This is a genomic window from Aeromicrobium sp. PFPM2_SD2 (assembly GCF_057364525.1).
Window position 1 is genome coordinate 1 of sequence record NZ_JBNFNZ010000025.1, and the last position, 12,858, is coordinate 12,858.

9 protein-coding genes and 1 pseudogene are annotated in these 12,858 nt (G+C 71.0%); 2 read left to right on the plus strand and 8 right to left on the minus strand.

The window, feature by feature from the left end:
* From AC2W7G_RS02955 to AC2W7G_RS02975, 5 genes and pseudogenes are all read right to left on the minus strand, one after another.
* Positions 1-376: hypothetical protein (locus AC2W7G_RS02955; protein WP_485867125.1), on the minus strand; the 376-nt coding region annotated here is incomplete at its 3' end.
* Positions 373-3,899: pseudogene (gene dnaE, locus AC2W7G_RS02960) on the minus strand (DNA polymerase III subunit alpha). The gene AC2W7G_RS02955 and the pseudogene dnaE, both read right to left, overlap by 4 nt.
* 120 nt (positions 3,900-4,019) lie before the next feature.
* The gene (locus AC2W7G_RS02965; protein WP_485867126.1) at positions 4,020-4,823 is read right to left on the minus strand and encodes an ABC transporter permease; all 804 of its coding nucleotides are present in this window, start codon (positions 4,821-4,823) and stop codon (positions 4,020-4,022) included.
* Positions 4,820-5,809 carry an ATP-binding cassette domain-containing protein gene (locus AC2W7G_RS02970; RefSeq protein WP_485867127.1) on the minus strand — a complete coding sequence of 330 codons (990 nt, stop codon included), beginning with the start codon at positions 5,807-5,809 and terminating at the stop codon, positions 4,820-4,822. Before AC2W7G_RS02970 ends, AC2W7G_RS02965 begins: the two co-directional genes overlap by 4 nt.
* A gap of 90 nt (positions 5,810-5,899) precedes the next feature.
* Positions 5,900-7,123 carry a pyridoxal phosphate-dependent aminotransferase gene (locus AC2W7G_RS02975; protein WP_485867128.1) on the minus strand — a complete coding sequence of 408 codons (1,224 nt, stop codon included), beginning with the start codon at positions 7,121-7,123 and terminating at the stop codon, positions 5,900-5,902.
* Positions 7,124-7,756: 633 nt separating this feature from the next.
* Between AC2W7G_RS02975 and AC2W7G_RS02980 the strand changes: the two genes are divergently transcribed.
* Positions 7,757-8,293 carry a DUF559 domain-containing protein gene (locus AC2W7G_RS02980; protein WP_485867129.1) on the plus strand — a complete coding sequence of 179 codons (537 nt, stop codon included), beginning with the start codon at positions 7,757-7,759 and terminating at the stop codon, positions 8,291-8,293.
* Positions 8,294-8,382: 89 nt separating this feature from the next.
* Here AC2W7G_RS02980 and AC2W7G_RS02985 read toward each other — a convergent pair whose 3' ends face one another.
* From AC2W7G_RS02985 to AC2W7G_RS02995, 3 genes are all read right to left on the minus strand, one after another.
* Positions 8,383-9,318: an RluA family pseudouridine synthase gene (locus AC2W7G_RS02985; protein WP_485867130.1), complete on the minus strand. Its 936-nt coding sequence runs from the start codon at positions 9,316-9,318 to the stop codon at positions 8,383-8,385.
* Positions 9,315-9,854 carry a signal peptidase II gene (gene lspA / locus AC2W7G_RS02990; RefSeq protein ID WP_485867131.1) on the minus strand — a complete coding sequence of 180 codons (540 nt, stop codon included), beginning with the start codon at positions 9,852-9,854 and terminating at the stop codon, positions 9,315-9,317. Before lspA ends, AC2W7G_RS02985 begins: the two co-directional genes overlap by 4 nt.
* Positions 9,855-9,961: 107 nt before the next feature.
* Positions 9,962-10,363: a TraR/DksA family transcriptional regulator gene (locus AC2W7G_RS02995; protein WP_485867132.1), complete on the minus strand. Its 402-nt coding sequence runs from the start codon at positions 10,361-10,363 to the stop codon at positions 9,962-9,964.
* A 148-nt stretch (positions 10,364-10,511) separates the two neighbouring features.
* Between AC2W7G_RS02995 and ileS the strand changes: the two genes are divergently transcribed.
* Positions 10,512-12,858: isoleucine--tRNA ligase (gene ileS / locus AC2W7G_RS03000; protein ID WP_485867133.1), on the plus strand; the 2,347-nt coding region annotated here is incomplete at its 3' end.

Here is a 12,858-nt window from a genome sequence, read left to right on the forward strand (position 1 = left end):
TCCGAGCTGCTGCGGCACGGTGTCGCCGGCCGCGAGACCGGTGAGACCGGACGGGTCGGGGCGGACCGAGCGTGCGTCCGGTCGCGTAGGCGACGGCCGCCGCGACCAGCGAGACCACGACCGTGACGGCGACCCCGCGCGGGCCGGGCACGAGCCGGGCCGTGAGCACCCCCAGCGGGAGGCAGACGACCACGCCCGCGGCCAGGTAGACCAGCACGACGTCGATCGCGGCGGTCGACGCGCGCTCGGTCAGGACAATGCCCTGCTCGCGCACCTCGAGCAGGGCGGGGTCGGCCAGGCCGGCCCACACCGCGCCGGCGAGGGCGCCGAGCAGCACCGCGGCGAGCAGCAGGCCCGCGACCGGACGGCGCCTCACGACAGGCAGCTCGGGCCGAGCAGCTCCTTGAGGTCCGCGATGAGCGACGACGACGGCGTCACCCGCAGACCCCGGTCGAGCCGCATCACCTTGGTGCCCTGGGCGCTCTGCAGCCGCAGGTGCACCTCGGCCGTGCCCGGGTAGGAGCCGAGCACGTGCTTGAACTGGGCGATGGTGTCCTGGGTGCACCGGGCGACCGGCAGCGTCACGACGATCGGGCCCTCCGAGCCGCTCGTGCTGAGCGCCGGCTGGGTCACCTCCATCGCGCTGACCTCCAGGCCCTCGTCCTTGCGCTTGACCCGACCCTTGACCACGACGATCGCGTCCTGGACCAGCGACTGGCCGGCCAGCGTGTACGCCGAGGGGTAGACCAGGACGTCGATCGCGCCCTCGAGGTCCTCCAGCGTCACGATCGCCCAGGTGTCGCCCTTCTTGGTCATGCGCTTGGACACCGCGCTGACCAGGCCGCACAGCCGCACGGTGGAGCCGTCCGGGCGGTCGGCGTCGGCGTTGAGGTCGCCGATGGTGCAGTCGCTGCTGGCGCGCAGCACGTGCTCCAGGCCGAGCAGCGGGTGGTCCGAGACGTACAGGCCGAGCATGTCGCGCTCGTAGGCCAGCAGCTGGGTCTTGTCCCACTCGGGGATGGTCGGCACGGTGATCGTCACGCCGGCCAGCTCGTCGTCGGTGCCGCCGAACAGCGAGTCCTGGACGTCCGAGCCCTTCTTCAGCACGCCGTACTGGTCGACCGCGTCCTCGGCGATGGTCACCAGCGCACGCCGCTGGTGACCGAGCGAGTCGAAGCCGCCGGCCTTGATGAGCGAGTCGACGACACGCTTGTTGCAGACCCGGTCGGGCACCTTCTGCAGGAAGTCGGTGAAGGACGTGAACGCGCCCTTCTCCTGCCGGGTGGCGACGATCTCGGCCACGACGTTCTCGCCGACGTTGCGGATGGCGGCCAGGCCGAAGCGGATGTCGGTGCCGACGGACGCGAAGTTGGCCACCGAGTCGTTGACGTCCGGCGGCAGCACCTTGATGCCCATGCGCCGGCACTCGTTGAGGTAGACCGCCGACTTGTCCTTGTCGCCGCGGACGCTGGTGAGCAGCGCGGCCATGTACTCGGCCGGGTAGTTGGCCTTGAGGTAGGCCGTCCAGTAGGAGACGACGCCGTACGCAGCCGAGTGCGCCTTGTTGAAGGCGTAGTCGGAGAAGGGCAGCAGGATCTCCCACAGCGTGGTGATCGCCTTCTGCGAGTAGCCGCGCTCGAGCATGCCGGCCTGGAAGCCCGCGTACTGCTTGTCGAGCTCGGACTTCTTCTTCTTGCCCATGGCGCGGCGCAGGTTGTCGGCCTGTCCGAGCGAGAACCCGGCCAGCACCTGGGCGATCGCCATGACCTGCTCCTGGTAGACGATCAGGCCGTACGTCTCGCCGAGGACGTCCTTGAGCGGCTCCTCCAGCTCGGGGTGGATCGGCTCGATCTTCTCGCGGCCGTTCTTGCGCCGGGCGTACTTGTTGTGTGAGTCCGCGCCCATGGGCCCGGGGCGGTAGAGCGCGCCGACGGCCGAGATGTCGGCGAACTTGTCCGGCTTCATGCTGCGCAGCAGCGCGCGCATGGGGCCGCCGTCGAGCTGGAAGACGCCGAGCGTGTCGCCGCGCGAGAGCAGCTCGAACGTGGCCGGGTCGTCGAAGGGCAGGTCCTCCAGGACGACGTCCTCACCCCGGTTGGCCTTGATGTTGACGAGCGCGTCGTCGAGGACCGTGAGGTTGCGCAGGCCCAGGAAGTCCATCTTGACCAGGCCGAGCGACTCGCACATCGGGTAGTCGAACTGCGTGATGATCGCGCCGTCCTGCTCGCGCTTCATGATCGGCACGATGTCGAGCAGCGGCTCGCTGGACATGATGACGCCGGCGGCGTGGACGCCCCACTGGCGGATCAGGCCCTCCAGGCCCTTGGCGGTCTCGACGACCGTGCGGACGTCGGCGTCCTGCTCGTACAGCGCGCGGAACTCCGCGCCGTCGCCGTAGCGCTTGTGCTCGGGGTTGAACAGCTCGCCCAGCGGGACGCCCTTGCCCATGATGTCCGGCGGGAGCGCCTTGGTGATGCGCTCGCCCATGGCGAAGGGGTAGTCCAGGACGCGGCTGGCGTCCTTGACCGCCTGCTTGGACTTGATCCGTCCGAACGTCGCGATCTGGGCGACGCGGTCGCTGCCGTACTTGCGCGAGACGTACTGGATGACCTCGCCGCGGCGACGCTCGTCGAAGTCGATGTCGAAGTCGGGCATCGAGGGGCGCTCGGGGTTGAGGAACCGCTCGAAGATCAGGCCGTGCTCGATCGGGCACAGGTCGGTGATGCGCAGCGCGTAGGCGGCGATGGAGCCGGCGCCCGAGCCACGACCGGGCCGACGCGGATGCCGTTGTCCTTGGACCAGTTGATGAAGTCGGCGACCACCAGGTAGTAGCCGCAGTAGCCCTTGGTGCGGATGACGTCGAGCTCCATCTCGACGCGCGCGCGGACCTCGTCGGTCAGCCGGTCGCCCGGGTAGCGCTGCTCGATGCCGGCCCAGACCTGCTTGACGAACCAGGACTCCTCGGTCTCGCCCTCGGGCACGTCGGCGCGCGCCATGTAGCCGCCGGTGGACTCGGTGAACTCGACCTCGCAGCGCTCGGCGATGAGGAGCGTGTTGTCGCACGCCTCCTTGAGCCCGTGCCGGTCCTCCCACAGCTCGCGCATCTCGGCCGGGGACTTGATGTAGTAGTCCTGGCTGTCGAACTTGAACCGGTTGGGGTCGGACAGGTTGCTGCCGGACTGGACGCACAGCAGCGCCTCGTGCGCCTTGTACTCCTCGGGGTGGGAGTAGTGCGAGTCGTTCGTCGCGATCGGCGGCAGGTCGAGGTCCTTCATGAGCCGCAGCAGGCCGTCACGGACCCGGGTCTCGATGGACAGCCCGTGGTCCATCAGTTCGAGGAAGAAGTTGTCCTTGCCGAAGATCTCGCGGAACTCGGCGGCGCTCTCGCGGGCCTTCTCGTAGTTGCCGATGCGCAGCCAGGTCTGGATCTCACCGGACGGGCAGCCGGTCGTGGCGATGATGCCCCGGGCGTGCTCGGCCAGCAGCTCGCGGTCGGCGCGCGGCTTGTAGTAGTAGCCCTCGAGGCTGGACCGGCTGGAGATCCGGAACAGGTTGTGCATGCCCTCGGTGGACTCGGCCAGCAGCGTCATGTGGGTGTAGGCGCCACCACCCGAGACGTCGTCGTCGCCGCCCTTGTTCCACTGCACGCGCTTCTTCTCGCTGCGGTGGGTGTTGGGCGTGAGGTAGGCCTCCATGCCGATGATCGGCTTCACGCCGGCCTTCTTGGCCTGCGAGTAGAAGTCGTACGCGCCGTGCACGTTGCCGTGGTCGGTCATCGCGATGGCCGGCATCTCCAGCTGCGCGGTGCGCTCGAACATCTGCCCCAGGCGCGCCGCCCCGTCGAGCATCGAGTACTCCGTGTGGACGTGCAGGTGCACGAAGGACGAGTCGCTCGGCATGGGTGCGAGGGCCTCCTCAGGCAGGGACGAACGACGGCACGCAAGGCGCAGGCCGGGGCGCTTCGGGGAAGGGCCCCAGCCTACGTCAGGCCACCGACGAGATCGGCAGGCGCGCCCCGCTCATCGCGACGTCGACAAGCGGTACTGGCGGATGGACAGCGGCACGAACACGAGCAGGATCAGCACCACCCACAGCAGCGTGTACAGCGCCGGGTGCTGCATGCTCCACACGTCCGGCACGGGCACCGCGTCGCTGGTGTTGCCGAACAGCTCGCGGACGGCCTGGGTCAGCGCCGAGACCGGGTTCCACTCGACGAACGTCCGCAGCCCGGACGGGAAGGACTCCAGCGGCACGAAGGCGTTGGAGACGAACGTGAGCGGCATGATGACGATGAACGAGGCGTTGTTGATCACCTCGACGCTCGGCACCAGCAGCCCGACGTAGCCCATCACCCAGCTGATCGCGTAGGCGAACAGGATCAGCAGGCCGAACGCGGCCAGCGTCTCCAGCACCGACTCGCGCGCCCGCCACCCGACCAGCAGGCCGGTCAGCGCCATGATGATGAGCGACAGGACGTTGTAGACGATGTCGGACGCCGTGCGGCCCACCAGCACCGCCGAGCGCGACATCGGCAGCGAGCGGAACCGGTCGATGATGCCCTTCTGCATGTCCTCGGCCAGCCCCGCGCCGGTGAACGTCGCCCCGAAGACGACGGTCTGGGCGAAGATGCCGCCGATGAGGAACTCGCGGTAGTTCACGCCACCGCCCGGGTCGATCGCACCGCCGAAGACGTAGGCGAACAGCAGCACGAACATGATCGGCGAGAGCAGGACGAAGACCAGGATCTCCGGGACCCGCTTGATCTTGATCAGGTTGCGCTTGGCCACGACCCATCCGTCGGTGGCGACGCGTGCGGCGCTCATCGGGCCACCTCCTCGACGTCGGCGTGGGCGGTCGCGGACTCCTCCTCGGCCGTGCGGCCGGTGAGGGAGAGGAAGACGTCGTCCAGCGTCGGACGTCGCAGGCCGACGTCGAGCACGTCGACGCGGACCTCGCGCAGCCCCTGCAGGACGGTCATGAGGTGGTGGGCGCCGTCGCCCTCGACCGCGGCGGTGACGCCGCGCCCGTTCTCGTCGACCTGCACCTCCCCCAGCGCGACCCGCTCCAGGACGGTGGCGGCGTCCGGGCGGCGGGCCGGGTCGGCGACGACGACCTCGATGCGCTCGCCGCCGGTCTGCGACTTGAGGTCGTCGGCCGTGCCCTGGGCGATCGCCCGGCCGCGGTCGATGACGACGATCTCGTCGGCCAGCAGGTCGGCCTCCTCGAGGTACTGGGTCGTCAGCAGCAGCGTGGCGCCGGACGCGACCAGGTCGCGGATGACCGCCCACATCTGCTGTCGGCTGCGCGGGTCCAGGCCGGTCGTCGGCTCGTCCAGGATCAGCACGGGCGGCTCGGCCACCAGCGCCCCGGCCAGGTCGAGCCGGCGGCGCATGCCGCCGGAGTAGGTCTTGGCCGGACGGTCGCCGGCGTCGGCGAGGTCGAAGCGCTCGAGCAGCTCGCGCGCCCGGGCGCCGGAGCGGGCCCGGCCCATGCCGTACAGCCGGCCCACCATCTCGAGGTTCTCGTAGCCGGTCAGGTGCTCGTCGACGGCGGCGTACTGGCCCGACAGCCCGATGCGGCTGCGGACGCCGTCGGGGTCGGCGAGCACGTCGACGCCGGCCACCTCGGCCGTGCCCTCGTCGGGCTCCAGCAGCGTCGCCAGGATGCGCACCGCTGTCGTCTTGCCGGCCCCGTTGGGCCCGAGCAGGCCCAGCACCGTGCCCTGCGGCACGGTGAGGTCGAGGCCGGCCAGGGCCTCGACCTCCTTGTAGCGCTTCACCAGTCCCCTGGCGCGGATCATGTCGGTCATCGCAGGCTCCCTCGTGGTCTGCGTCACATGCTCACACCAGGGTCTGACAACCGTCGAGGACGGTTGCGCGGGTCACTCACCCGCGCGGCGTCAGGCGGGCTCGTACGACGACAGGAAGCTGCCCAGCCGCTGGATGGCCTCGGCCAGGTCGCGGGCCCACGGCAGGGTCACGATGCGCAGGTGGTCCGGGTCGGGCCAGTTGAAGCCGGTGCCCGGCGTGATGAGGATCTTCTCCTTCATCAGCAGGTCCAGCGCCAGCTGCTGGTCGTCCTTGACCGGGTAGACCTCGGGGTCGAGCCGCGGGAAGGCGTACAGCGCGCCACGCGGCTGCACGACGCTCACGCCGGGGATCTTGCGCAGCTCGGCGACCGCGGTGTCGCGCTGCTCGAGCAGGCGTCCGCCGGGCAGGATCAGCTCCTTGATCGACTGGTAGCCGCCGAGCGCGACCTGGATCGCGTGCTGCGCCGGCACGTTCGGGCACAGCCGCATGGACGCGAGCAGGTTGACGCCCTCGAGGTAGCTCGCCGCGTGCTCCTTGGGCCCCGACACGACCATCCAGCCGGCCCGGTAGCCGCACACGCGGTACGCCTTGGACAGGCCGTTGAAGGTGAGCGTCATGACGTCCGGGGCGACGCTCGCCAGCGGGACGTGCTCGGCGTCGTCGTACAGGATCTTGTCGTAGATCTCGTCGGCCATGAGCACGAGCCCGTGCCTGCGCGCGAGCTCGGCGATGCCCTCGAGCGTCCGGCGCGAGTACACGGCGCCGGTGGGGTTGTTCGGGTTGATGACCACGATCGCCTTGGTGCGGTCGGTGATCTTCGACGCCAGGTCCTCGAGGTCGGGGTTCCAGCCGTTGTCCTCGTCGCAGCGGTAGTGCACGGGGCGCCCGCCGGCCAGGTTCGTCACCGCCGTCCACAGCGGGTAGTCCGGCACGGGGATGAGGACCTCGTCGCCGTCGTCCAGCAGCGCCTGGAGGGCGATCGAGATGAGCTCGGAGACGCCGTTGCCCAGCCACACGTCGTCGATGTCGAGCGCCGGGAAGCCGTCCTGCAGCTGGTAGTGGTGCACCACCGCGCGGCGCGCCGACAGGATGCCGCGCGAGTCGGAGTAGCCCTGCGAGACGGGCAGCGCCGCGATGACGTCCTGCAGAATCTCGGCCGGCGCGTCGAAGCCGAAGGGCTGCGGGTTGCCGATGTTGAGCTTGAGGATGCGGTGCCCCTCGGCCTCCATCTGGGCGGCTCGTGCGCTGACCGGTCCGCGGATGTCGTAGAGGACGTCCCTCAGCTTCTCGGACTGCTGCAGCACACGGGTCATGCGCCTCATTGTCGCACCGCGCGCCAGCGTCCCGGGCGGGACGTGCGTCACCCCGCGCGTCGGCGCGTCCCCGTCGAGCGTGACGTTCGGGGGCATTTCCGGCTGCGACGTGCCCTCGAACGTCACGCCCGACGGGGGGTGTGGACGGGCGCAGGCCGCTGCGAGCAGGCCGAGGGCACCGTGGGCCGATGACCGATCCCCTGCTGCACACCCGACGCACCGCCGACGTGCTGCGCTCCGGCACCACGAAGGACGAGCTCCGCGGCCGCGCATGGACTCGTCTCGCGCACGGGATCGTGCGTCCCACGTCCGCGCCGTCCGGCCCGCTGCTCGACCACGTCGCCCGTGCCGTCGCCGTGGCCGGTCGGCACGGTGTCGTCGGCGGGTGGGCGGCTCTCGTGCTCCAGGGCAATCCGTGGTTCGACCGTGTCCGCGACACGGTGGCGGAGCCCGTGTCCGTCCACTGCCCGCCCGGGACGCAGGTGCGGACGCGCGACGGGCTCGTGCGCCCGCACCGCGGCCTCTTGCACCCGGACGAGGTGGTCGACCTCGGCGCCTACCGCGTCACGACCCTCGCGCGCGCGGTCTTCGACGAGATGTGCCGGGCACGGGGACCTCCGGGAGGCCGTCGTCATGCTCGACATGGCCACGTCGACCACCAGCGACGTGGCCCACACCTCCCCGGCGGCGGTCGAACGGACGCTCGCGGCCCACCGCCGCGTCCGAGGGCTGGCACGAGCACGGCGGGCCCTGCTGCTCGGTTCGTCGCGGTCGGCGAGCCCCTGGGAGACGCGCACCCGGCTCGTCGCCCGCCTCGACGCCGACGTGCCAGGACTCCAGGTCAACGTCCCGGTGTTCTCCTGCGAGGACGAGCGGCTGCTGGGCGTCGTCGACCTTCTCGAGCCCCAGACCGGCCTCGTCCTGGAGGTCGACGGGGACCACCACCGCGAACGGCACCAGCACGCGAAGGACAACCGGCGCGAGGAGCGTCTGGAGCGCGCCGGCCTGGTCGTCGTCCGCGTCTCCTCGCTGGACCATCGCGACCGGACGGCGTTGGCGAGTCGCGTCCGCGCCGCCCGGCGCGACGCCCTTCGAGCGCGCTACCGCTCGTGGACGCTGGCGCCACCACCGTGGTGGACGTCCTGGCCCGGCGCCGCGCGCTGGCGGTGACCGTCGAGTGTGACGTTCGGGGGCACTCCGGCGCCGAAAGTGCCCCCGAACGTCACGCTCGACGGGGCCTCACCGCCCGCTCAGGTGACCTAGTCCAGGTCGCGGACGACGTCGAGCGCGCGCTGCAGGTCCTCGGGATAGGTCGACTCGAACTCGACGTACTCGTTGGTGCGCGGGTGCAGGAACCCGAGCTTCACCGCGTGCAGCCACTGGCGCTCCAGGCCGACCTTGCGGGCCAGCACCGGGTCGGCGCCGTACTGCAGGTCGCCGACGCACGGGTGCTTGACCGCGCTCATGTGGACGCGGATCTGGTGCGTGCGGCCGGTCTCCAGCTTGATGGTCAGCAGGGACGCGTAGCGGTGCGCCTCGAGCGTGTCGTAGTGCGTGATGCTCGGTCGTCCGTCGGCCTTCACCGTGAACTTGAAGTCGTGCTTGGGGTGCCGCGCGATGGGCGCGTCGATCGTGCCGGTGTGCGGGTCGGGGTGGCCCTGCACGAGCGCGTGGTACGTCTTGTCGACGGTGCGCGTGCGGAACGCCTGCTTCATGACCGTGTAGGCGTGCTCGGACTTGGCCACGGCCATGAGCCCGCTCGTGCCGACGTCCAGGCGGTGCACGATGCCCTGGCGCTCGGGGGCGCCGGACGTCGAGATGCGGTAGCCGGCGGCGGCGAGGTGGCCGAGCACCGTCGGGCCCTCCCAGCCGACGCTGGGGTGGGCCGCGACGCCGATCGGCTTGTCGACCACGACGAGGTCGTCGTCGTCGTGCACGATGCGCATGCCCTCCACGGCCTGCGCCACGACCTCGGCCGTGCGCGGGGCCGGGATGGACGCCTCGAGCAGCGAGCCGGGCATGACCCGCTCGGACTTCATCGGGGTCTGGCCGTCCAGCAGGACGTGGCCCTCGGCCACGAGCTCGCTCGCCCGGGTGCGGGAAAGCCCGAGCAGGCGGGCCAGGGCCGCGTCGACCCGCTCGCCGGCCAGACCCTCGGGGACGCGCAGGACCTTGTGCTCCAGGGGCTGGCTCATGCGTCGTCCTCGACCTTCTGGCCGTCCAGGCCGACTCCGCGCAGGGTGCGCCACACGATGACGACGGCCGCGAACGTGAGCGCGACGTCGGCGACGTTGCCGACGAACGGCCCGTAGTCCAGGAAGTCCACCACGTGGCCGCGCAGGACCGACGGCTCGCGGAAGATGCGGTCGGTCAGATTGCCCACGGCACCGCCGAGCAGCAGGCCCAGGCCGAGCGCCCAGCCCCGGTCCCGCAGCCGGGACGCGGCCCGCACGACGACGACGGCCACCGCGACGGCCACGATGGTGAGCACGATCGTCATGGACGTGCCCATCCCGAACGCGGCGCCGGGGTTGCGCACGAAGGTGAGGTTCAGCACCGGCGGGAGCACCTCGATCGAGGGCTCGCCCTGCAGCCGTTCGACGGCCCACACCTTGGTGAGCTGGTCGACCACCCACACGCCGAGGGCGACGAGGGTGAAGGTCAGGACGTATGGTCGCGAGCCGGGGCCGTCTCCGGCGGGGCTCAGCGACGCTCCTCGCGCGGCTTCCATGTCAGGGCGAGTGTCCCACACGGCTCGCAGCGCACGCCCGACGTCGTCGGGCGTCCGCGGCCGCGACTAGGCCGACCGGCGTCCCGCTCCGGCCGAGGGGTCCAGCCTCAGCGGCGCTCCTCGCGCTGCTTGCAGCTCACGCACAGGGTGGCGCGCGGGAAGGCCATGAGCCGCATCTTGCCGATCGGCTGCCCGCACGACTCGCACTCGCCGTACGCGCCGGAGGCGAGCCGCTCGAGCGCCTTCTCGGTCTGGACGAGCAGCATCCGCTGGTTGGCGGCCAGGCTCATCTCCGAGTCGCGCTCCAGCGCCACCGAGCCTTCGTCGGCCTGGTCGCGGCCGGCGCCGTCGGCCCCGTCGCGCAGCAGGTCCTGCAGGTCCTGGGCCGAGAGGTCCAGCTCGCGGCGCAGGCGCTCGAGATCGTTCTGCAGCTCGGCGCGGACCTCGTCGCGCTCGGCGTCGGTCCAGGGCTCCTCGCCCTCGCGGACGACCAGGTTCTCGGTGGGCATGCCCGGACAGTAGACCTGCGTCGGGCGCGCGACAACTCGGCGGCCCACGCGGCCGTGGACGTCCCCCGCGCGCGCCCCCGTAGACTTCCACGTCGTGACGCAGACGCCTCGGTACCGCCCCGTCCCCGCCCACGTCGACCTGCCGGCGATGGAGCGCGAGATCCTGTCGTTCTGGGACGAGAACCGGACGTTCGACGCGTCGCTCGAGGCCACCCAGGACGCCCCGCGCTGGACGTTCTACGAGGGCCCGCCCACGGCCAACGGCACGCCCGGCACGCACCACGTCGAGGCGCGCGTGTTCAAGGACGTCTTCCCCCGCTTCAAGACCATGCAGGGCTTCCACGTCGAGCGGAAGGCCGGCTGGGACTGCCACGGCCTGCCCGTCGAGATCGCGGTCGAGAAGGAGCTGGGCTTCAACGGCAAGCCCGACATCGAGGCGTTCGGCATCGCCGAGTTCAACGCCAAGTGCCGCGAGTCGGTGCTGCGCAACGTCGACCTGTTCGAGGACATGACCGAGCGCATGGCCTACTGGACCGACATGTCCGACCCCTACCGGACGATGGACAGCGAGTACGTCCAGAGCGTCTGGTGGGCCCTCAAGACGATCTTCGACAAGGGCCTGCTCAGCGAGGACTTCCGCGTCGCGCCCTACTGCCCGCGCTGCGGCACCACCCTGAGCGACCACGAGCTCGCGCAGGGCTACGAGGACGTCGTCGACCCGTCGGTCTACGTCCGCTTCCCGCTGACCAGCGGCCCCTGGGCCGGCACGCCCCTGCTGGTCTGGACGACCACGCCGTGGACGCTCGTGTCGAACACCGCCGTCGCCGTCCACCCCGACGTCGCCTACGTGCGCGCGACGAACGGCACCGAGTCCGTCGTCGTCGCCGAGCCGCTGGTGGCGAAGGCGCTCGGCGAGGGCTGGGAGGTCACCGACACGATCGGCGGCCGCGAGATGGAGCGCTGGACGTACGAGCGTCCGTTCGAGCTCGTCGACTTCAGCGCGGACGCCCACTTCGTCGTCCTGGCCGAGTACGTCACGACCGAGGACGGCACCGGCCTGGTGCACCAGTCCCCCGCGTTCGGCGCCGACGACATGGCGGTCGGCAAGGCGTACGGCCTGCCGGTCGTGAACCCGGTGCGTCCCGACGGCCACTTCGAGGACGACGTGCCGCTCGTCGGCGGCGTGTTCTTCAAGACCGCCGACAAGACGCTGGTGGCCGACCTCGAGCAGCGCGGCCTGCTGTTCCGCGAGCTGGCCTACGAGCACGCCTACCCCCACTGCTGGCGCTGCCACACCGCGCTTCTCTACTACGCGCTGCCGGCCTGGTACGTCCGCACGACCAAGGTCAAGGACCAGCTGCTCGCCGAGAACGAGAAGACGTCCTGGTTCCCCGAGACGATCAAGCACGGCCGCTACGGCGACTGGCTCGACAACAACATCGACTGGGCGCTGTCGCGCAGCCGCTACTGGGGCACGCCGCTGCCGATCTGGCGCAACGACGCCGACCCGAGCAAGGTCGTGTGCGTCGGCTCGCTGGCCGAGCTCGGCGAGCTGGCCGGCCGCGACCTGGCCGACCTGGACCCGCACCGTCCCTACATCGACGACGTGACGTTCACCGTCGACGGCGAGGAGGGCACCTACCGTCGCGTGCCCGAGGTCATCGACGCCTGGTTCGACTCCGGCTCGATGCCGTTCGCGCAGTGGGGCTACCCGCACGTGCCCGGCTCGGCCGAGAAGCTCGAGCGCGCCTACCCGGCGCAGTACATCTGCGAGGCGATCGACCAGACCCGCGGCTGGTTCTACTCGCTGATGGCCGTCGGCACGCTCGTGTTCGAGCAGAGCTCGTACGAGAACGTCGTCTGCCTCGGCCACATCCTGGCCGAGGACGGCCGCAAGATGAGCAAGCACCTGGGCAACATCCTGCTGCCCATGCCGCTCATGGACGAGCACGGCGCCGACGCCCTGCGCTGGTTCATGGCCTGCTCCGGCTCGCCGTGGTCGGCCCGCCGCATCGGCCACAACGCGCTGGCCGAGATCGTCCGCAAGGTCATGCTGACGTACTGGAACACCGTGGCGTTCCACGTCCTGTACGCCAACACCGAGGGCTGGTCGCCGGCCACGAGCACCGCCCCCGCCCCGGCCGAGCGCCCGGTGCTGGACCGCTGGCTGCTGTCGCAGACCCACCGGCTCGTCGGCGACGTGACCGAGGCGCTCGAGCGCTTCGACACCCAGGCGGCCGGCTCGCTGCTCGCCACCTTCATCGACGACCTGTCGAACTGGTACGTCCGCCGCTCGCGCCGCCGCTTCTGGCGCGGCGACGCCGCCGCCCTGTCGACGCTGCACGAGGTGCTCGACGTCGTCACCCGCCTGCTCGCCCCGCTCGCGCCGTTCCTGGCCGAGCGCGTCTGGCAGGACGTCGTGCGGTCGGTCGACCCGGACGCCGCGCCGTCGGTGCACCTGGCCTCGTGGCCGCAGGTCGACGCGTCGCTGGCGT

What these genes read in the sequence shown, in the direction of transcription:
- AC2W7G_RS02980 (WP_485867129.1), top strand. Translation starts at nt 7,757, where the DNA reads ATGCTCGACATGGCCACGTCGACCACCAGCGACGTGGCCCACACCTCC.
- AC2W7G_RS02985 (WP_485867130.1), bottom strand. Translation starts at nt 9,318, where the DNA reads ATGAGCCAGCCCCTGGAGCACAAGGTCCTGCGCGTCCCCGAGGGTCTG.
- AC2W7G_RS02975 (WP_485867128.1), bottom strand. Translation starts at nt 7,123, where the DNA reads ATGACCCGTGTGCTGCAGCAGTCCGAGAAGCTGAGGGACGTCCTCTAC.
- AC2W7G_RS02995 (WP_485867132.1), bottom strand. Translation starts at nt 10,363, where the DNA reads ATGCCCACCGAGAACCTGGTCGTCCGCGAGGGCGAGGAGCCCTGGACC.
- lspA (WP_485867131.1), bottom strand. Translation starts at nt 9,854, where the DNA reads ATGGAAGCCGCGCGAGGAGCGTCGCTGAGCCCCGCCGGAGACGGCCCC.
- AC2W7G_RS02965 (WP_485867126.1), bottom strand. Translation starts at nt 4,823, where the DNA reads ATGAGCGCCGCACGCGTCGCCACCGACGGATGGGTCGTGGCCAAGCGC.
- AC2W7G_RS02970 (WP_485867127.1), bottom strand. Translation starts at nt 5,809, where the DNA reads ATGACCGACATGATCCGCGCCAGGGGACTGGTGAAGCGCTACAAGGAG.